This is a genomic window from Bacillus sp. 7894-2 (genome assembly GCF_002272225.1).
Taxonomy (GTDB): Bacteria; Bacillota; Bacilli; order Bacillales; family Cytobacillaceae; genus Cytobacillus.
Map to the genome: position 1 here is coordinate 20,001 of NZ_NPDG01000158.1, position 20,737 is coordinate 40,737.

Here is a 20,737-nt window from a genome sequence, read left to right on the forward strand (position 1 = left end):
TGAGTCAGAACCTGGAGCAACTTCTGACTCTGAGACCTGGTTTTTCTGGTTTTGAGTCGGAACCTGGAGCAACTTTTGACACTCAGACCTGGTTTTTCTAATTTTGAGTCAGAACCGAGAGCAACTTCTGACACTCAGACCTGGTTTTTCTAATTTTGAGTCAGAACCTAAGCAAACTTCCGACTCCAAAACCATGATCTCCCTTTTTTGAGTCCAAACCCAAGCCGCCTCCTACTCAGCAGCCACCCATAACCTTTTAAAAATCCGATGCTGCACCTTTTAAATCATCAAGATCTCCCGAATATCCTCTTCCGTCAGGCTTCCTGCTGCACTTTCATTTGAATCGATGATTTCCTCGATCAAGTTTTTCTTTTTATCCTGCAGTTCATTCATCTTCTCTTCGATGGTGCCTCTCGACAACAATTTTATTACCTGAACAGTATTCTTCTGTCCGATGCGGTGGGCCCGGTCGGCTGCCTGTTCCTCAACGGCAGGGTTCCACCACAAATCATATAAGATGACCGTATCAGCACCAGTCAGATTGAGGCCTGTGCCGCCTGCCTTCAATGAAATCAGGAAAAAATCGCGCTCCCCCTCATTAAATTGGCGGCAGATTTCCACCCGGTCCCCAGACGGTGTCTGTCCATCCAGGTAAAAAAACGGCAAATCCATAAGGGCCAGTTCTCTGCCAATAAGGTCCAGCATTTTAGTGAACTGTGAAAAGATCAGCACTCGTCTGCCAGATAATCTGGATTCCTCTATAATTCCCTTGAGCTGTTCAAACTTTGCTGAACTCCCTTTATATCCATCCACAAACAAAGCAGGGTGGCAGCAAATCTGTCGAAGCCGCGTCAAACCAGCGAGGATTCTTATGCGGTTCTTTCTGATGGTGCCTTTATTTAAATGCTTTAAGGTATCTTCTCTCAGTTTTGCCAGGTATGCAGCATAGAGCTTCTTTTGATCAGGCAGCAATTCAGACGAATCAATCATCTCCATCTTTTCTGGCAGCTCTAAAAGAACATTTTCTTTCAGCCTCCTGAGCATGAAGGGGCGAACTCTTCTCGCAATCGTCTTCCTTGTTAAATTACCGTAATCCTTTAACCCGCCAAACAATTCAGGGAAGACAACATGAAAAATAGACCACAGCTCTTCTGCTGAATTTTCAACGGGTGTGCCTGTTAATGCAAACCGATATTTCGCTTTGATTTTCTTTACTGCTCTCGCTGTTTGGGTAACCGGATTTTTAAATACCTGTGCTTCGTCGAAAAAGGCTGTGTGAAATTCCTGCATTTCATACCACTTTATATCTTTCAGCACCAGCGGATAGGAAGTAATCACCACATCAACGCCGGATAAATCCATCTGAAGCTCAGCCCGTTCTTTTTGATTTCCATCAATGACAATTGCCTGGATGTCCGGAGTGAACTTCGTCAGTTCGCTTAACCAGTTGTACGTTAAGGATGATGGGCACACAATAAGGGCAGGGCGGGTACTTTCCCGAATATCCTTAAGCTCAGACTGAATAAAAGCGATGCTTTGCAGTGTCTTCCCAAGTCCCATATCATCAGCCAAAACGCCGCCAAATCCATAATGCGCCATTGTCTTTAACCATTTATATCCACTTTTCTGGTATTCCCTTAAAATAGAATCCAGTTTTTCTGGCACAGGAATCTGCAGGCATGATGGATCCTCAAGCTCCGCCAAAAACGTCCTAAAAGATTCCTCATGACAGAACACTTCCTGATCACCAGCTGCGTCCAGCATTTTAAGACCAGATACAATCGGCATGTTCAAACCGCTTTCCAGATCCTCTGCCTGCTCGGGCACAGCTTTCAGAAAACGCTGGATTTCCTCAAATTCCCGTGTTTCCAAAGAAAGGAGCGCGCCATTTTTCAGGCGATAGAATTTTCGTTTCTCCTCAAGTGCAGCTAATACATCCCGTATCTCCTGGTCAGCTATGCCGGTCAATTCAAACTTGAATTGCAGCCAATTGGTCCGCTCTTTTTTCATTTTTATCCGTATCTGCGGTTTGGCATTCTCCCTGAAAATCCGGTTTCTGACAGCCGTAGTCGCATATATTTGCACCAGTTTCTGCAGTTTAGGGACAACATGATAAAGGAATTCATATTCCAGCTCTTCATTCTGCAGAAAATAGCCGCCATCGGTCTTCGCAAAAGAGCTTTCCTCCATAAGCTGAAGGATCTCATCCTCTAGTGCCACATCTCTAATAATCCGGGTGCCGCCCTTTGGCTCTCTTCTCTCCAGCGGATTGATCACGATACTTTCATAATGAAATTCAATACCTGCCAGCAGCCGGTTACGCAGACGGTCCAGGTACAGCTTAGCAGTCAAAGGAGTTTTCATAAACCTGTGTGACATGTCTTCAGAAATATGGAAATCCCCCAGTTTTCTCAATCCAGGAACCACTTTTTCCAAAAACATCTCCATTTGTTCAGCAGCAATCGGAATCGTGTTTTTTCCGGCAGCCTCAAGCATCTGTGTTAAATCATACAGACGCTTACAGTCATCTTTCTTGAGCGTGGTGAATTTTCCGCCGGATAGAACCGAACTATACGAATCCAGGATCAGCAGCCGATCCAGTCCTTTAACATGTAAATAACAATGATCTTTTTTTTCGGCCAGTTCAAATCGCAATGGCAGCCGATCCTCTGAAAAAGTCATTCGATCAAATGTTTTTCCCGTTATTTCAAGCTTTACTTTTTCAGCAAACGCCAAAACAGTCTTCAGTCGTTCCCATGATGATGGAGGAATTAAAAGCATATGCTTTGATGCTGTATAATCAAAATCATCCATTAACGCGTTGATATAGATGGATTCATCGTGTATTACCTGTATCAGCTGCTGAAGGACGGCATCCGCTTCCGGCGGGAAACAATGCAGGGCGGGATCATAGGAAAAAGAAAGTGATAACAGGCTTGGTTTTCCCTCTTTAACTGAATGGAGAAATTGACGGATATCCAGGACAGCCATTGAGCCGATGGAAACTTTAATGGCAAATAAATAATGCCCTTTTCCCAAATGAACAGGCAGGCAGGTAAACTCGGGCTGGAGCACTTGCCTGTTTTCAAAATGAAGCTGGTGCCCGCTTGACCTTCCCGGCTGTTCACTGAAAAGTGTCATGAGGCTATCAGTTAAGGCGTGTTCCGGAGAAGCTTCAAGGCTTCCAGCTGATAGGGCTGGCGATTGATATTGCTGCATATCATGAATTGCAAGCAGCACAGCCGCGGCATGCTGGCACTCTTTATCAAATGATGCTAGCTTGGGACAGCTGCATGTAGTTTTGAACCCATTACCTGAAGTTTTCTCTACTTCAACATAAAAATCTTCACCAGCAGATACCGTTGCCTCACATATACCGTCATTGTATTTACTTATCGTTACTTTATCATTCCTGAAAAAGGCGTCCCCTCTTTTGAAGGAGACGGTACCGCACATTTCTTTTATCATTTTGTGAGTCAATTTAATATCCACAAATGTTCTCCTTCCGGGAAAATCTATACCGGAATTGTATCATAGTCAGCAGCCTGAATTCATTTTTATGTAACACAAAAAGGGGGAGCATATCCCCCTTTTGAACATCAATTATTTAAGTTCACCTTCCAGCCGGATAATCCATTTATAAAATACCACCACTACTAGAAGGAGAATTGGGTCAAGGATCGCCGCATGCCACAATCTCCACCAGCCATAATGAAAATACCCCCAGGGCTCCGGCAATAAGGTGATTACTTCATATAGCAAAATGGCCACTACCCAAAAAAAGATATAAGAAAAACGTTTAATAAGATCTCCTTTAAAAGGATACCAGTTCAGAAACATCATATTCACCGGGGGCAACAGCGCAATGTGCGCCAAGAGCCCTCCCCAATTGGGCTCCTTGTCAAAATACCAATATCCCCAATATTTAAACTCGACCATAACATCAAAGGCCATCTGAAGGAATATGGTAAATGTCCATATATGTAAAATTTGGTTTTTCGTCAAACGCTTATTTGTTTTAAAGGCAATAAAATTAAAAAGAATGATGGCAACCAGCAGTCCAATCATAGCAAAATCCTTTTTATTTGTTAATGTCTCTTAAATGGCTTTTTTTATGCTTGATTTGATAACATTAATCATACTAACTGTGATTAAAAGCAGATATCCTTGCTGTTCCTATCTTAAACCATAAAAAAACTGCTTAAACCTTTTTAGAGGTTAAGCAGCCGCTTCCTTAAGGCTGTTTCTCAAGTGCCAATTTAATGCCAAAGCCCATTAAAACCGCACCAGAAACTCCTTGGATCGCATTATTAACAGCAGGTTTTTTCAGCCAGGCCCTGAAAAAGTCAATCAAATATACATAGAAAAAGAACCAAATGATTGTTATAAGACTATATATTAAGCCCATGGAAAGAAATTGCACAAAGTGATTCCCTTCCGTGCTTAAAAATTGAGGAAAAAAAGTTAAAAAGAATACAGCCACTTTTGGGTTGGACACACAAGTGAAAAAGCCTTGAAGAAAATGCGATTTGTTCTTCTTATGCTTTCTCTCCATGTCAGCCGGTTCTTGTTTATTCGATAGAGACTTTAACGAAACGATGCCCAAATAAATAAGATATATCGCACCAGCATACTTAATAAAAGAAAAAATGTATGCAGACTTTACAATTAATGCAGATAAGCCAAAAACGACAGCCATTGTATGGACCATCAGCCCGGCGACAGATCCGGACATCGTTTTAATGCCGCTTTTTTTCCCGCTTGAAATCGTGTTTTGAATTAGGATTCCTGTATCGGGTCCCGGCAAAATGACGAGCAGAAACGACATAAACAGAAATAATAGCAAATTCTCCATATCACACCCACCTCATAAAAATTTTAAGAATATTATATCAGTTTTCATGAAATTTCCAATAAAAAAGAGCAGTTTCCATAAAGGAAAATCTGCTCTAATCATCTTATGCTTTTATGCTTTTATGCTTTTACTTCTTCTAATCTTGCTTCTACTTCTGCCTCTGAAAGGCCATGCTCAGCAATATAACGGTTGCGTGGATGCGTGCGGCATTCATCAGAACAGCTGCGCATATATTTATGCTCATTTTCTTCAGAGCAAAGGATTTTTTTATTGCAGGCAGGATTTGCACAGTTGACGTAGCGTTCACAAGGCTCGCCTGTGAAGTAGTCCTTACCTACGATGACATGCTCCTTTTGGTTAACCGGAACGCCAATGCGATCATCGAACACATAAAGCTGGCCATCCCAAAGCTGACCCTGTACCTCAGGGTCTTTTCCATAAGTGACAATTCCTCCGTGAAGCTGGGCTACATCTTCAAAGCCTTCTTTTACAAGCCAGCCTGAGAACTTTTCACAGCGGATGCCGCCTGTGCAATACGTAATGATCTTTTTATCGCCAAGCAATTCTTTATTTTCACGGACCCAGTTTGGCAGGTCGCGGAAATTTTCAATATCCGGCCTGATCGCTCCTCTGAAGTGTCCAAGATCATACTCATAGTCATTTCGTGCATCCAATACAATCGTGTCTTCATCCTGAAGTCTTTCGAAGAACTCTCTTGGCTCCAGGTATTTGCCTGTAATCTCGTTCGGGTTCACATCGTCTTCAAGGCGAAGTGTTACAATCTCGGGGCGTGCACGAACCTTCATCTTTGGAAATGCATGTCCATCTGCTTCATCTATTTTGAAAACCATCTCCGCAAAGCGCGGATCCTGCTTCATTACTTCCATATAGCGGTCTGTCTGTTCCACTGGTCCAGAAACAGTCCCATTTATGCCTTCATTCGCAACAAGAATACGCCCCTTCAGGCCAAGCTCATTGCAAAATTCTTTATGCTCCCTTGCGAACTCCTCAGGGTCCTCAATAGGAACATACATGTAGTAAAGTAATACTCTGTACGGTTTTTGACTCATTTGTATTTCCACCTATCACTTAATATTTGCAAGATATATCTGTTAATAGGTTAAAACAATATATACTTACCTAGATAAGTATAACAGATGATGTCAAGTTTCAAAATTTTCGGAGAGCGAAAGATTAATGAATTCTAATTCATTTCCCAAGTAAACCACTTTCCATGCCCTTCTGTTTGGCCGACCAGTTTTTTATATTCTGTGGCATGCAAATAATAATCCAGATGCAGATTCCGGTCCTGGATATTGTTATAAATATGAAAGATATCCCTCATGCGTCCGCTTGCTTTTATCTTTGCAAGCAGATTCTCTTTTACTTCTGGCGGCATTTGATTGGCCACATGGGTGTGGAATACACAGATTGAATGATCTTCCGGTATACCTTCAATTAAACCTGGCAAAAGCTCAACACCGTCTCCTTCTATAAGGGTGATTGGATTTCCCCTTACACATTGGGCAGCTTTTTCGAATAGAGTTCTTCTCTCCTTATGTTCTGGCCAGATAAGTGATTTCAGCCACAAAAAATCTTCCCGGATATTCAAATCATTTATATGAAGATCGACCCCAATTCTGGAAGCAACCGGAGGCATTTCTTCAGGAAAAATCGGGACATGCCCCCCCTTGATTTCAGAGGATAAATGAACGTTCGCGTTTGGATTCCCGTATGTTTCTCCTGTGCCATAAGAGTAGCTGTACTGATCCCAAAGAAGCTGCAGACCTGCGCTGGTTCCAATTTCAATCAGGGCCAGCGGCTTTTTGGATTGCTTGTAAATATAAGCAAATACCGGGTATAAGTAAGCACAGCGCCTTACTTCATTCGTCTGAACTAATCTTGTCTGTACTATCTCTTTAATTTCCTGTGAATACAGGCTGCAGAAATCTTTAAAGCTTTGGAAGGAATCCCGCGGGTTTCCTGGATCCTCCACTATACTTGGATAGAATTCCTTAAGTTCATGCTCTTTCCCTTGTAACAGCAGATAATGAATGGCACCAAAAAATAAATTCGGCACCGGCTGGCCGTCTCTCGTATTCGATGCCAAATCCAGCAATTCCTCATCCTCTGCAATCTTGTAAGACAAGAACTCATATAGATCGCTTGATCTGTGGCATTCATATTGTCCAAATGTCTTGAACTTCGATGCTAGGTTCGGTTTTACCATTCTCCAACGCCCCCGTTATATTATGTAAGTGACTGCATTCCAATGCTTTGAACCTGTTCTTCTCATTCCGGTCCATCCGGCTTTTTGAAGTTCTTTTGCAATATAAAGGTTGAAAAATCCGTGCCCTATGAGAACAGCATGCTGATGTTCTCTCGCAAAAGAAGTTAACTTTAAAGATGCCTGCTTTGCCCGTTTCTTTGCATCAAAGTATGATTCACAGCCCTGTGAATAGCCGCAGATCCAAAGTAATCTTAATATTACAGCCCATGTATTTGGCCTTAATCTCACTCCTGGAAAATTCATGTCAGGCACCGGCAAATCCATTTCCCTGAATAACGGATCTGATTGTATCTTTGCTGAAGGGTTAAGGGTTCTTGCTGATTCGATTGCCCTTCTTAAATCACTCGTGAGTAAAATTGATGTTGTGGCCCCTTTTTCGATTGCATCCGCAGGGCAGATCTCACCCTCAAGTATCCCTAAAAGATCATACATTTCAACCCATTTTTTGTATTCCCGGCTGCTCATGCGGTGATTTTCTATATGCGCGGACCTGCCATGTCTGATAAGTGTTATTTCCATATTAAAACCCCAAAATTTATATATTTTTATCCTTTATGGATAATTTAATTAACATGGAGGTGAAGACCATGCGGGAACAAGAATATCCAAATGTGAAGCTCGGCGGCAAAAAAGTGCATGAAAAAGGAAATGGCGGAGACCAGGTGCGCGGACATGAAAAGGAAAATAAAAACGGCACATTTAATACAAATCCAAAATCTGATCTATAGCCAAAATAACAGGACACCCCCATGATGAATGCGGGTGTCTTTTGCTATAGCTTTCTGCATTTAATAATAAAAGCAGCGGGTATAGCTTTCGTTTTTTCATAGGAATACCACCGGTTGGAATGCCGCTGAACATCTTCTTCAGTAAGGCTGACATCTTCAATTACCCTTTCAATCGCAAACCCGTTTTCTATTAATATATTGATATATGTACTTAGTTTATACTGCTGCATAATGGCAGGCTGGTTCCAGGCTATATGCTGATAGGAGCCTTCCTCATGATAGGACTTATCCATAATTAATGCTCCATTTTCAGCCTTAATCCGGTTATACATCGGATGTTCCCAGCTGAAAATAAACATCCCGCCTGATTTAAGGTAGGAATGAACGTTTTTCAGCGTCTCTTCTAAATTCGTGGTCCAGCCAATCGCATAAATGGAAAAAACGGCATCGAAATAACCAGAAGGGATTCCGGGATTCTGTTCCATCGGGGATTCAAACAGCTTTACTCTTGAGGAGGAATTTTTCAAAAGTTCCTTGGCAGCATCTATTTGCCGGGTTGATAAATCCAAGCCCCATAATTCACCCGCTCCCCGCTGGTCCAAATACTTTAGGGAATGCCCGCTTCCGCAGCCAATCTCCAGCATCTTTAAGCTGTGTACATCTCCGAACAAGTGAAGGTCATCTTCAGTTGGCGCCAGCGGTCCATATTCTGGAAGCGGATTGCGCCCATAGAACCTTTTAGCCGCTTCATCCCAGCTTTTCTTATTAATTTCCAGTGTTTCATGAATCATAAATAACTCCCTTTACCGAAAAATTGTATACCTCTTCCTCTCCCCATATCTCTCCAGTGGGGGAAAATCCAAAGTTTTTATAAAGTTTCTTTGCGTGATGATTATCTTTATGAACCGTTAAGCGGATCTCCCCGCATTTTGGAAATTGCGTTTTGATCCAGCTGATCATCTGAGCCAATGCTGCACGGCCATAGCCCCTCCCCTGATACATCTGATCAATAAAAAAACCGTTAATCCAATACATATTAATTGTATCCGGCTCGTAGGCATGCATGATAAAACCAACCATTTTATCATTGTCATAGATTGAGAATGGAATATACTCTACTGCATCCCCATCCGGTTTAATATGAACCTTGGCAAGTGAAACAGCCGCTGAAGGAACGAATTCACGCTGCGATTCTTTCACCTTCAGCTTTATGGCTTCTTCCCAGTTGTTTCTTGTGACGGGTTTTAACTCTATGGTCATTACCTCAGCCCCTCTAAAATTTCCTGTTTTTCTCACCAGACTGAATTATGATGCTTACATAAGCTGATTCTCCATTTTCAACATGGTTTTTGATTTGTGACACATCGATCTCTTTCTCAATCCGGACGACCTTTACCTCGTTAGGGAGCAATTTAACATTAGCAGGTTCTCCGCTGTTCATTAGTGAAAGCATCTTAACATCCTCTTCAAATAAATATCTGTCATAAAAGCCGATAGTAAAAGACACTTCTTCATTGCTGTAATTTTCAAATGGCAGTTCACACTTTCCTTTCAAAGTATCTTCACCAATCATTACAAACTTACATTGACTTTCATCTTTTATATAGGAAACTGCATTGATGCCTTTTGCCAGCGTTTTTTGATAAGTCTCTGCCAGAGAAGGAGGCAGAAGGGAAACGATGATGATAACTGCAAAAAATGATCGCAAATGATATTTTTCGAGTGAACGATGAAGCAAGACCATACCCAGCGCAAGTAAAAGGAGAATAAATACTCCTGCATAATAAAAGCCATCTGCTGATTTGATTGGAATATTTAAAATCGTTGTTGATGTATCACCTAGTGGATTTTCATGCGGAAAAGGAAAGTTTAAAGCCATGGAAATAATGATTAAGACAATTGATACAACAAATAGCTTTATATTTTTTATCAAAACAGCCCCCTCCCTTACTCTTTCTTCCCGGACCCAAGAGATAATCCAAAAGCCACTCCAAGGGCAATGCCCAAAGCCCAATTGTCAAAAAGCATACCAAACACAATCCCAAGAGATAATCCAAAAGCAATTACGTTTCCTGAAATATCCCAATTGATTTTTTTCATCATTAAAACCGCCTTTAACTGTTTTCCTTATATACGAACAAAAGGAACTTTTGTTTCATATTTTTGGAAAAAAGGCAGACGGGTATCTTGTCACCTCTGAGCTGACAGCTGTCTTTTTATCACCCGGATTTGGCCGCGATGGCTGATTTCATCCTCCATAACGTGATACCAGAACCAATAGTTGTTGAAAGTGATTCCATTGCTCCACTTTCCTTCTTCATATAGCCAGCTATCCTGTTTGTATGCTAAAAGTTTTAACGTTTTCTCTCTAATTGCTGACAATTCCTCCAAGTAAAATTCAAGAGGATTGTTATTAATTTCATTCCTTGCCTTCTCACCAAGTTCATACGCAGCGGCCCATTTTGAATATTCTTCATCGTTAAGATCTCTATTTTCAAAAGTAATGATTTGGTGAACATACTCCACAAAAGCGATATGCTTCAGAAGGGATCCTATTGAATTACTGTTTTCATCGGGAAGAAAATCCATCTCCTTCTGTGTCAAGCCAGCAACATCTTTAAGCGTCACAGACCTTGCATGCTCAAGCATTGACACAAGTTCTCCTATTTTTTCATCATAGCCCTTTACATGTTTAATCCGATAATCTATCATTTGTAAATTCTCCATTCTTCTTTTTTCAGGGAAAAGACTGCCGGGTAGGCAGTCTTTAACATTATGAGATCGTATCCAGCAGCTCTATATCTAAATCCTCAATACTTTCCCAGCTATGATGGATTTCTATGTGCCACTTATTTTTCAGCCGTTTGTATCCCTTTTTTTCAATCCAGCTGTGCAATTCACTATAGGAATTTCCAATCTTATCATTAGGACCTTTGTGCCGGATAGAAGCATATTTTTGCGGTGGAATTTCTAATGAGAACATTCCATCAGGAACACTGATAAATTCCTTCACCTCAATGCCAATCCAATAGCCGTCTTCTTCAGGAGAGTCTTCCTCCACTTTAAAAGCACCAACAAGCCGATCTGGATTTACAGCTCCCTTAATTTCTGTAAGGCGTCCAGATAATAGCTTAATAGCTTGCGGGATTTCAGACAGATACTGATCCGGCTGGCATAGGACTCGGATCCCTATCAGTTTTAATTCTCCCAGCTCTGTCTCAGCCGCCCGCAAAGTTAAATCAGACATCCTTTCCCTCCTTATTAAGCAACAGGCATTGAAAGCTCTCTAAACTTAGCAACCGCTTTTTGAATATTTGCTTCAATGCCCAGTTCTTTCATGGTTTCACCGATCAGTATAACTGCTTGTTCAAGCATATCTTCAGTCGTATTCCCCATATGGCCGATTCGGAATGCTTTTCCGGCAAGGTGGGCCAGTGCTCCGGCAACGATAACACCTTTCTTCGCAAGAGATGCCCGGAACTCCGCATCGTCCAGTCCCTCTGGATATAAAATGCAGCTGAGAGTGGCTGCAGCGGCATTTTCGGCTGCAATTGCCTTCATTCCATATTCAGCAAGTGCAGCCCGGACAGCTTTACCGTATGATTCATGGCGCTTATAGCGATGTTCCATTCCTTCCGCTAACACGAGCCTCATTCCCTCATCATAGGCATAAATCAAATTCACAGGCGGTGTGGCAAAGTATTTTTGAGGATCATGCATAATGGGAATCCAATTATAAATATCGCAATAGTAGGCAGGAACCCGTTCCATTTGTTCGCGGGCAGCAAGCGCTGTCTGGTTAAATGCTACAATTGCCAGTCCTGGCGGCACACCGATCGCTTTCTGTGAGCCTGTTAAAACGACATCAATTTTTCCCCCGCCATATGACTTGCTCATATCCTCCTCCATCGCCGCCGTCGCACAGACTCCATCCAGTATGACCAGTGCCCCATGCTTTTTAATGATAGGCAACAGGGAATCCAGGTCTGCTGCAACACCGGTTGATGTATCAGCATGGGTTATCGTCACAGCTTTATAGGAATGAGATGCAAGTTTTTCCTCAACAGCTGCGGGGTCCACCTGCTTACCCCATTCGGATTGAATAATATCTGCCTGGATTCCGAACGCCCTGGCTAAATGCAGAAAACGATCACCGAAAAAGCCCTGGCTAATAATCAATAGCCGTTCTCCTGCTGCCACCGTGTTCACCAGAGCCATTTCCATCGCAATCGTACCGGAGCCGGAGATCACGAACACCTCTCCATCTGTCTTCAGCATCTCCCGCGTTTTCTCAATCGCACTCTTATAAACAGCGGCAAACCTCGGATCCGTATGCCCCCTTGTCTCTTGTGACATCGCCTCATAAATCGAATCCACAACAGGCGTTGGGCCTGGAATCAAAAGCATTTCCTCGTTTGGCATGAAAAAGCCTCCTTTGGTTGGTTTTAGATATCTAAATGTTTCGACATTTTCAATTAAAAACCTCTTTTATTCCATTTTGATTAGTGGATTCATCTGGGAACATGAGTGTATATGTTCTATTTTTCTGAGCTCCGGTTTGGGGGAGATTGAGGGATTGAAGGATCCTGGTTGCGGCATGGGATGAAGAAACATGCAGAAAGTTTCTGAGTTCTTTGTTTGTGATGGCAGGTCCCAACAGAAGACTATAGTCATGTAATGCTTTCATATGTGCTGCTTTGCTGGTAATCTTGCATTTTGGACAGCACCATGTGCGACTTACTCTTTCAAGAGGCAGAAAGCTGCATGCAGGGCAGAACACGCCCGTAAGAATTTCAGATTGATTGATCTGGAATCTTGATAGAATTGAGCTTTCCTGCTCAGTGCTCTGCTTCTTTAATAAGCGAATGATCTTTTTAAGAAGTTTTTCACTGATTTCTTTCTTAATTGAACTCTCTATCTGCTCAATTTTTATAGGAAGAGTATTTCGGTGAATAACTTTACGGCTGAGGTCAATATGATGGGGAATGACTTTAATTCCTGTATGCGGATTACTAATGACTACAAAAGAATAGGCCGGTAATTCCTCATTACTGACATTGGCTTTAAACCACCTTCTAAGTTGTGATGCCTGCCTATTTACCTGAATTAAAGGGCAAGGAAAAACTTGCTCTTTTCCATTCTTAATACGAATTAATTGATTATATACTGTATCAAAATGCAGGATTCCTGTTATATTTTTCACTTCAAGTATTAGTGCAAACTTTTTCGTAAGTATAAGAGTATCGATTTGGAAAAAGCGATCATTATCCGGCAAGCGGAGATCATGAAGAATAAAATATTCCTTACTATCCAGAAAATCAAGTTGAAAATCCAATGAAGTTTCTCCTTTATAACCAGCAAGTCTTTTATTCATTTCTTCGTTAATGAGTGTGATTTTTGGGTGATGGGATGGAAGCCTGCGGAGGAGAGCTTCTGTTTTGCGAATCAAAAGAGGGATTTTTCGTTCTTTTAGGATCATTTTTTCACTCCATTCTTGTTATGTACTAAAAAATTCAACAATATTCCTGCAAATCCTCTATGAAAAGCTGCGAAGAGAGTGTTTATGTGCGGATAGCCGATATTTGTGTGCGGATAGCCGAAATTTGTGTGCGGATATGCGTTTTTGTGTGCGGATATGCGTTTTTGTGTGCGTATAGGCGGAAAAAACGTGCGGATAAAAATATTTCTGTGCGCTCACGCCCACAGCTCAGCTCCAGCACACCAAGAAAAAAAGACAGGGCACCAGCCCCATCTTTTCTCCACCTCAATCATGAAAATTAGTCCCGTCCGTTGTCGCTTCAATAATTCCTGCACGGATTACGAAGTCACCAAAATGCTCGCCGTCCTGACGTTCGCGCGCATAGCGCGGCAGGATGACGCGCAGCTCGTTCAGGATTTCTTCTTCCCCGATATTTTCGCGGTACATTTTGCTGAGGCGGCTTCCGTCAAAGGCTGCCCCGAGATACATATTGTACTTGCCGACCGCCTTGCCGATAAAGCCGATTTCACCGAGTGCGTGCCGCGCGCAGCCGTTCGGGCAGCCGGTCATGCGGATCGTGATTTCTTCATTCCGCAAGCCCGCCTCATCAGCGATTTCATCAATTTTATCGATCAATCCTGGCAGATAGCGTTCAGCCTCAGCCATCGCCAATCCGCAGGTCGGCAGAGCCACACAGGCCATGGATCCGCGGCGCATCGCACTGTAGCGGCTGCCGTCTGTTAAGCCATATTTTTCAATCAGCGATTCGATCGCAGCTTTATCTCCGTCAGCCACACTGCCGATAATCAGGTTCTGATTGGCCGTCAGCCTGAAATCGCCTTTATGAACCTTGGCAATCTCCCGCAATGCGGTTTTCAAATTATACCCGTCGAAGTCAGCCACACGGCCTCCTTCTATGAACATCGTAAAATGCCATTTACCGCGGACACCCTTTACCCATCCATAGCGGTCACCGTTGGAATCAAACTTGAATCCGCGTGCTTCCTCCAGTTTCCAGCCTAAGCGGTTTTCCAGCTCTTCTATAACAGTCTCCAGCCCGAGACGGTCAACCGTATATTTAAAACGGGCATTTTTTCGGACGGAGCGGTTTCCGTAATCACGCTGAATCGTAATGGTCTTTTCAGCCACTTCATAGATTTTATCTGGCGTCACAAAGCCGATGACCTTCGAAAGCTGCGGATAGGTGGCTTTATCTCCATGCGAGAAGCCCATTCCGCCGCCAATAGCCACATTAAAGCCCGTCAGCTTGCCATCCTCGACTATCGCTATAAAGCCGAGATCCTGTGAAAAGACATCAATATCATTGGAAGGCGGCACAGCGATCCCTATCTTAAATTTCCGCGGCAAATAAAGCGGGCCATACATCGGCTCAGTCTCTTCATCCACCTCTGGAGAGCCGGCTACCTTTTCTTCATCCAGCCAAATTTCATGATAGGCACGTGTGCGGGGCAGGAGATCATTACTTAGCATCTTCGCCAGCTCATACACTTCCTCATGAATTTCAGATTGATCGGGATTGGAGATGCACATGACATTCCGGTTTACATCTCCGCATGCCGCGATCGTATCAAGCATCGTCGAATGAATGGCCTGGATTGTCTTTTTCATATTCCATTTCAGGATTCCATGCATCTGGAAGGTCTGGCGTGTTGTTAATTTGAGAGTGCCATTGCCATACTTCTCAGCCAGGTCATCCACGACCAGCCATTGCTCCGGTGTGGCGACTCCTCCGGGAAGACGCAGGCGGAGCATAAACTGATAAGCCGGCTCAAGCTTCTGCTTCTGGCGTTCATTCCTGAGATCCCGGTCATCCTGCAGATAACTGCCGTGGTGCTTCATTAATCTGTTATCATCATCCGGAATCCCGGCGCTGATCCGGTCCTGCATGACTTCCGCCAGCGTTCCGCGCAAAAAGTTGCTTCGATCCTTAATTCCCTCAACATCACTCGGAGGTCCGTCCGGTGCTTTTAATTTTGGGTTTACCATGCTGAAAAACTCCTTTCCTTCCAAATCAATATACGTCGCGCTGGTAGCGTTTATTTTTCTGCATATCGGCCAGATATTCCGCAGCCTGTTCGCGGCTCATTCCGCCTTCTTTTTCAATAATATCTATGAGCGTGTTATGGACATCATGCGCCATGTTTTTCTCATCGCCGCAGATGTATACAGACGCACCTTCCTCAAGCCACTCGAATAACTCCCTGCTGTTTTCCTGCATTCTATGCTGAACATAAACCTTTTCATCATCATCACGGGAAAAAGCGACATCCAGCTTCGACAAGACTCCATCCTTGAGCCACTTTTGCCATTCAGTCTGATAAAGAAAATCTGTTACAAAATGCTGGTCGCCGAAGAATAGCCAGGACTTTCCTTCCGCCCCGTTTTCTTCACGCTCCTGCATAAAGGATCGGAACGGTGCAATTCCTGTTCCGGGTCCAACCATAATAATTGGTGTCTCCGGATTTTCAGGCAGTTTAAAGTTTTCATTGTGCTGAATAAATACCGGCAGAATATCGCCAGGCTGGAGACGCTCCGAACATAAAATGGAACAGACCCCTTTGCGTTCACGGCCATGGGCATCATAGCGGACTGCACCGATAGTTAAATGTACTTCATCAGGATTCGCCTCAAAGCTGCTGGAAATAGAATATAGACGCGCAGGCATCTTGCGCAGTATAGAGACAAACTCCTGTGCCGAACTGTTCCATGGCTTAAAGTCTCGGACTAAATCAACTAAATCGCGGCCATCGATATAGGATTTCAACCGGCTGCTGTCTGAAGCAAGCTGGTGCAGCTCTTCATTATTGGAAAGCTTTGCAGCCTTTTCTACAAGCGGTTTGGTCAGGACAGTAATCTCAAAGTGAGACGAAAGTGCTTCTTTTAATGTTACTGTTTCCTCCTTCACTCTGACTGCTTCCTCAGGATCCCAGTTCATTTCAGCTAAGAGCAGGTCAACCAATTCAGGTTCATTTTCCGGGTATACCCCAAGGCTGTCACCTGGCTGATACGTCAGGCCTGAGCCTTCTAACGAAATCTCCAGATGGCGTGTTTCTTTATTGGAGCCGCGGCCATTGAGATTAATATTCTCAAGCACTTCTGCCCTGAATGGGTTGGAACGGGAATAAACTGACACGGCAGGTGCTGAAGCTGAAACTGAAGCTGCTGAAAGAGAAGGACTGCTGTTTTCCCCTTCACTCAAGCCGGCTATTACAGCTTCTGCCCACACTGCTGCAGGCTCTTCGAAATCCAGATCACAATCTACCCTTGGAGTTATTCTCGTTCCGCCAAGCTCCTCAAGACGTTTATCAAAATCCTTCCCCGTCTGGCAGAAGAATTCATATGAACTGTCGCCAAGAGCTAAAACTGAGTAACGGAAGTCTTCAAGTTTTGGAGCTCTTTTTCCGTGAATAAATTCATGGAATGTTAATGCGTTATCCGGTGGGTCACCCTCACCATGAGTACTGACGACAATTAACAGGTTTTTGACCTTTTTTAGGTTATTGGGCTTGAAATCGCTCATGGCAGATACGGTTACTTGAAAACCTCTCTCCTCAAGCGTTTTCCCGGCTTTTTTTGCCAGACTCTGCGCATTCCCGGTTTGTGATCCAAATAAAATGGTCACTTCTTTTGGAATAGCCGGGGCCGCTGCCTGTGCTGGACGCTCTTCCACTGCAGGAGCAGCCTGCAATGATGAGGACTGTATCGCGGCAAGATAACCGCTCAGCCATAGGGATTGTGTCTCTGTCAAAGTCGGAAGAAGACGATTCAGGAGCTCTGTCTGCTCCTGATTAAACGGACTGTTCATTACCTGAAGTTGCAACATGTTCCACCTCGCAAACCAGCAGAATTTGCCGGTTTATTCTTATTTCTTTAAAATTCTTCTTTTCCTATAAAAAAAGTCGGGTTTATAATTAAAAAAATATATATCTAATACTTTACCGAATGATTTAGCATTAGTAAAATAAATATTAATTATCATAACTATTAATATTATTAATTACAAAAGGGTGATTTTTTGCATTATGACGCGTTAAAAACTTTCGTCACCTTGGCTGAGGTGAAAAATTTCACCAAGACGGCAGAGCTCCTTCTCATGTCTCAGCCCAGTGTCAGCCTCCATATCAAAAATCTGGAGAAGGAATTTCAAACAATACTCTTTCAGCGTTCTCCAAAATACTTGAAGATTACGCCCAGCGGTGAAATATTATATGACAGGGCCAAGCAGATGATTACCATTTATGAGCAAACCAGGCAGGAAATTTTAGATCAGCAGCATATCATTAAAGGAGATCTTAAAATTGCGGCCAGTTTCACAATAGGGGAATACATCCTTCCTCCCCTTCTGCTTGATTTGCAGAAGGAATATCCTGAACTGAATCTCCAGATTACGATTGCCAACACGGAGGAAGTTGTCCAGTCCACACGCTCCCATCATGTCGATATCGGCTTAATTGAGGGCCAGACAAATGAAAAAGAGCTTATCGTGACTCCCTTTTTAGAGGATGAATTATTTATTGTGACCTCCAATCAGCATCCCCTGGCACAAAAAGAAGAAGCAACCATTGCCGACCTCCAGGATCAGGCCTGGATCATGAGGGAAAACGGCTCAGGAACGAGGGAATATTTTAACCATGTGGTCAGATCAAATGGTCTTAAGGTGAAATCACTCCTGACAATCTCAAGCAACCAGGGAATAAAAGAAACACTCATCAATGGGCTGGGAATGAGCATTCTTTCCGGAAGTGTAGTCGCAAGAGACATAAAACAAAACAACCTGTCTATCATCAAGGTGAAAAGTCAGCAATTCAAACGCACTCTGTCCTATGTACTTTCTCCCATTATGCAGGAAAAAAGGAATGTCAGCATTTTTATCGAAGCTCTCAGCGAAAAATGGCATCGTAAATAATGGCGCTGAGTCGGAAGTTGCCTCGGGTTCGGACTCTAAAAGGGAAAAACCTGGTTCTTGTGTCCGAAGTTGCTTCAGGTTCTGACTCAACATTGCAAAAACCTGGTCGCTGTGCCCGAAGTTGCACCAGGTTCACAATCAAAGAAAAAAAGACAAGCTTTTTTTCACACTAGTCCCATTTTATTCATATATTATAGTGTCGGCGTGTATAAAATCTGTCCATTTTATTCAAAATAAGGAAAAAATGGCTGAGGTGAAAAAAATGGGATTATTGAATGCCTTTAATGAATGGCGCGAAATGAGATATCAGAATCATGTGAATCGCATGAAGGAAGAAAACAAGTGTCCGGACTGTTACGGCAGGGGTTTTTCACTTTATCCGGGGAACGAATTCGCTTATCATGCTAACCAGTTTGACTGCCAGGGCTGCAATGGAACCGGACTGTATTCAGAGTGGAATAGTTTATCATAATTGAAAGGCCATGATCCATTTTGGGGTCATGGCCTTATTTTAAACTTATGCTAATGCCTTTTTCGACTCAAATTCTTCTTTGACCCTTTTTAAAAGTTCCTTATTTGTTAACACTTCATACCCTGTAAGTGCCATTGCCTTTGCTCCAAGGATCATGGCTTCTCTGGCCTGCTCACTCATCGCAGCTTCCCGGAATTCATGTGTATGGCAGGCATATGCCTCGTTGCAAATTTTAATATAAGGATGAATGGAAGGTGCCGCCTGGCTGACATTCCCCATGTCAAGTGAACCTGAGCCATCCTTCTGCTCCATTATTTCCTCCTCATTCACACCAAGGGAAATCAGTTCCTTATTAAATGCTTCTGATAAAGGGCTGTTCGTAACCATATCATCATAAGAAAATTCATAAAAGGACCACTTCATTTCAGCACCCGTCTGCAGTGCCGCCCCTTCAGCACATTTCTTAACCTTTTCGACTAATTCATTTACATATTCACGTTTCGCAGCACGAACATAAAATTGGGCGACTGCATAATCGGGAACAACATTTGCCGCTTTGCCCCCTTCCGTGATAATCCCATGAATCCTGGCATCAGGCTTGATATGCTGGCGCAAAGCATTTATGCTGTTAAACGTTTGCAGAACAGCATCCAGCGCATTAATTCCTAGATGCGGGCTGGCAGCTGCATGAGCTGACTTTCCAAAAAACTCAAACTGAATCGCATCCATCGCCAGTGATGTACCGCTCTTCACATAATTGTCGAGGGGATGAACCATAATCGCTGCATCCAAAGCGTCAAAAATACCCGCCTCGGCCATGGTCACTTTGCCGCCCTTTGTCTCCTCTGCCGGCGTGCCAAAGACAATGACTTTTCCTCCGGTATCATGAATCACTTTGCTCAGTCCGATTCCGGCAGCAATCCCCATTGTCCCAATAAGATTATGGCCGCATGCATGCCCAACTTCAGGCAACGCATCATATTCAGACATATATCCGATTACAGGCCCTTCTTTCCCGCTGTCATAAGTAGCCGTGAAAGCAGTCGGGAGACCGCATGTGCCAATTTCCACTGAGAAACCATGCTTCCTGAGCTCCTCTGTCAAAGCTTTGCATGCCTTGTACTCTTCATGCCCCAGTTCGGGATTCTCGCCTATGTAAGTGCTTATTCTATTAAAATCATCTTGAAGTTCATCGATTTGGTTAATAATAAGATTTTTGCCCATATATCTGCTCTCCTAATCCGCTAGTCTATATATTTATTCATATATAATTATAATAATACATTTCCATGTTATTTTACAGCACGAATTATTTCGTTAGTTTCTCCAAAGGCCGTTCAACGATCAGTGCATCTTCCCAATCCTTGCAGACATCCACCCAGGCTTTGGCATCTGAATATGTATTAATTTCATCAGGAGTCAGTTCAATGGCGGAATTGCTGCTTCCGCATGCAGGAAAAAGGGTTTCGAATCTGTTCATGGATTCATCCAGATAGACTTCCAGGTCATTCTTCAGTCCAAATGGACACACTCCGCCGACAGCATGACCGGTCTGTTCCAGAACTCCCTCTGCTGAAAGCATACGGGCTTTGTATCCGAACGTTTTCCGGAACTTTTTGTTGTCAATTTTCGCGTCGCCTGCTGCCACCACTAGAATTGCTTCATCTCCATCACCTGAAAAGGAAAGCGTTTTGGCAATTTGTGCAGGGCAGACACCGATTGTTTCAGCAGCCTGTTCCACAGTTGCACTTGAAGAATCAAACTCCATTACATCCTGTTCCCGGTCCCATTTCTTAAAATGGGCTTTCACGCTTTCAATTGACACTCGAACTCACCCTTCCCCTTTGTTAAAATCTTATATATATTCATTATCTATACTTTATAGGTGTTTATTTTAACATACTATCTGATTATGTCACCGGGGTAATTTCTTTTTGTCAGAAGATTTACATTTGCTCTTATTAGTTCCTTGCACTAATATGAATT

Annotated in this window: 21 protein-coding genes; 3 read left to right on the plus strand and 18 right to left on the minus strand. The window is 43.1% G+C overall.

Features of this window, described 5'->3' with window-relative positions:
• Window positions 1-279: 279 nt before the first annotated feature.
• The 6 genes from CHI10_RS21575 to CHI10_RS21600 all read right to left on the minus strand — a co-directional run bounded on the left by CHI10_RS21575 (window position 280) and on the right by CHI10_RS21600 (window position 7,577).
• On the minus strand, window positions 280-3,492 hold the full coding sequence (locus CHI10_RS21575; RefSeq protein WP_095246196.1) for a DEAD/DEAH box helicase: 3,213 nt from the start codon (window positions 3,490-3,492) through the stop codon (window positions 280-282).
• Window positions 3,493-3,603: 111 nt separating this feature from the next.
• Window positions 3,604-4,068 carry a hypothetical protein gene (locus CHI10_RS21580; protein ID WP_095246197.1) on the minus strand — a complete coding sequence of 155 codons (465 nt, stop codon included), beginning with the start codon at window positions 4,066-4,068 and terminating at the stop codon, window positions 3,604-3,606.
• A gap of 166 nt (window positions 4,069-4,234) precedes the next feature.
• Window positions 4,235-4,855 (minus strand): LysE family translocator, encoded by a 621-nt coding sequence (locus tag CHI10_RS21585; protein WP_095246198.1) that lies wholly within the window; start codon window positions 4,853-4,855, stop codon window positions 4,235-4,237.
• Between the two features lie 119 nt (window positions 4,856-4,974).
• Entirely contained in the window at window positions 4,975-5,925 is a 951-nt protein-coding gene (gene trhO / locus CHI10_RS21590; protein WP_095246199.1) for an oxygen-dependent tRNA uridine(34) hydroxylase TrhO, read from the minus strand.
• Between the two features lie 134 nt (window positions 5,926-6,059).
• Window positions 6,060-7,085 (minus strand): DUF2332 domain-containing protein, encoded by a 1,026-nt coding sequence (locus CHI10_RS21595; RefSeq protein ID WP_095246200.1) that lies wholly within the window; start codon window positions 7,083-7,085, stop codon window positions 6,060-6,062.
• A gap of 15 nt (window positions 7,086-7,100) precedes the next feature.
• The gene (locus CHI10_RS21600; RefSeq protein WP_286137549.1) at window positions 7,101-7,577 is read right to left on the minus strand and encodes a histidine phosphatase family protein; all 477 of its coding nucleotides are present in this window, start codon (window positions 7,575-7,577) and stop codon (window positions 7,101-7,103) included.
• 155 nt (window positions 7,578-7,732) lie between these two features.
• Here CHI10_RS21600 and CHI10_RS22520 point away from each other — a divergent pair, with 155 nt between their 5' ends.
• Window positions 7,733-7,873 (plus strand): hypothetical protein, encoded by a 141-nt coding sequence (locus tag CHI10_RS22520; protein WP_175609156.1) that lies wholly within the window; start codon window positions 7,733-7,735, stop codon window positions 7,871-7,873.
• A 44-nt stretch (window positions 7,874-7,917) separates the two neighbouring features.
• On the opposite strand, the gene CHI10_RS21605 is transcribed toward CHI10_RS22520, so the two are convergent.
• The 10 genes from CHI10_RS21605 to CHI10_RS21645 all read right to left on the minus strand — a co-directional run bounded on the left by CHI10_RS21605 (window position 7,918) and on the right by CHI10_RS21645 (window position 17,193).
• Window positions 7,918-8,664 carry a class I SAM-dependent methyltransferase gene (locus CHI10_RS21605; RefSeq protein WP_095246202.1) on the minus strand — a complete coding sequence of 249 codons (747 nt, stop codon included), beginning with the start codon at window positions 8,662-8,664 and terminating at the stop codon, window positions 7,918-7,920.
• Window positions 8,654-9,133 carry a GNAT family N-acetyltransferase gene (locus CHI10_RS21610; protein ID WP_095246203.1) on the minus strand — a complete coding sequence of 160 codons (480 nt, stop codon included), beginning with the start codon at window positions 9,131-9,133 and terminating at the stop codon, window positions 8,654-8,656. The genes CHI10_RS21605 and CHI10_RS21610 overlap by 11 nt, the downstream gene beginning before the upstream one ends.
• 13 nt (window positions 9,134-9,146) lie before the next feature.
• Window positions 9,147-9,806, minus strand: a complete 660-nt coding sequence (locus tag CHI10_RS21615; protein WP_095246204.1) for a hypothetical protein — start codon at window positions 9,804-9,806, stop codon at window positions 9,147-9,149.
• 14 nt (window positions 9,807-9,820) lie between these two features.
• Window positions 9,821-9,976 (minus strand): glycine zipper domain-containing protein, encoded by a 156-nt coding sequence (locus CHI10_RS22525; protein WP_179289099.1) that lies wholly within the window; start codon window positions 9,974-9,976, stop codon window positions 9,821-9,823.
• A gap of 87 nt (window positions 9,977-10,063) precedes the next feature.
• A complete protein-coding gene (locus CHI10_RS21620) occupies window positions 10,064-10,585 on the minus strand; it encodes a DinB family protein (protein WP_095246205.1) in 522 nt (173 codons plus the stop codon).
• Window positions 10,586-10,646: 61 nt separating this feature from the next.
• Window positions 10,647-11,120: a GyrI-like domain-containing protein gene (locus CHI10_RS21625; RefSeq protein ID WP_095246206.1), complete on the minus strand. Its 474-nt coding sequence runs from the start codon at window positions 11,118-11,120 to the stop codon at window positions 10,647-10,649.
• 14 nt (window positions 11,121-11,134) lie between these two features.
• Entirely contained in the window at window positions 11,135-12,295 is a 1,161-nt protein-coding gene (locus CHI10_RS21630; protein WP_095246207.1) for a pyridoxal-phosphate-dependent aminotransferase family protein, read from the minus strand.
• A 49-nt stretch (window positions 12,296-12,344) separates the two neighbouring features.
• Window positions 12,345-13,247 (minus strand): nuclease-related domain-containing protein, encoded by a 903-nt coding sequence (locus CHI10_RS21635; protein ID WP_286137553.1) that lies wholly within the window; start codon window positions 13,245-13,247, stop codon window positions 12,345-12,347.
• Between the two features lie 390 nt (window positions 13,248-13,637).
• Window positions 13,638-15,359, minus strand: a complete 1,722-nt coding sequence (gene cysI / locus CHI10_RS21640; RefSeq protein ID WP_095246209.1) for an assimilatory sulfite reductase (NADPH) hemoprotein subunit — start codon at window positions 15,357-15,359, stop codon at window positions 13,638-13,640.
• 25 nt (window positions 15,360-15,384) lie between these two features.
• Entirely contained in the window at window positions 15,385-17,193 is a 1,809-nt protein-coding gene (locus tag CHI10_RS21645; RefSeq protein WP_095246210.1) for an assimilatory sulfite reductase (NADPH) flavoprotein subunit, read from the minus strand.
• 195 nt (window positions 17,194-17,388) lie between these two features.
• Between CHI10_RS21645 and CHI10_RS21650 the strand changes: the two genes are divergently transcribed.
• Window positions 17,389-18,279, plus strand: coding sequence for a LysR family transcriptional regulator (locus tag CHI10_RS21650; RefSeq protein WP_095246211.1), 891 nt, complete (start codon window positions 17,389-17,391; stop codon window positions 18,277-18,279).
• A 262-nt stretch (window positions 18,280-18,541) separates the two neighbouring features.
• Window positions 18,542-18,751 carry a hypothetical protein gene (locus CHI10_RS21655; protein WP_035329519.1) on the plus strand — a complete coding sequence of 70 codons (210 nt, stop codon included), beginning with the start codon at window positions 18,542-18,544 and terminating at the stop codon, window positions 18,749-18,751.
• A 45-nt stretch (window positions 18,752-18,796) separates the two neighbouring features.
• Here CHI10_RS21655 and CHI10_RS21660 read toward each other — a convergent pair whose 3' ends face one another.
• Window positions 18,797-19,975, minus strand: coding sequence for a M20 family metallopeptidase (locus tag CHI10_RS21660; protein ID WP_095246212.1), 1,179 nt, complete (start codon window positions 19,973-19,975; stop codon window positions 18,797-18,799).
• An 85-nt stretch (window positions 19,976-20,060) separates the two neighbouring features.
• Window positions 20,061-20,576, minus strand: a complete 516-nt coding sequence (locus CHI10_RS21665) for a YbaK/EbsC family protein (protein ID WP_095246213.1) — start codon at window positions 20,574-20,576, stop codon at window positions 20,061-20,063.
• Between the last annotated feature and the right edge of the window lie 161 nt (window positions 20,577-20,737).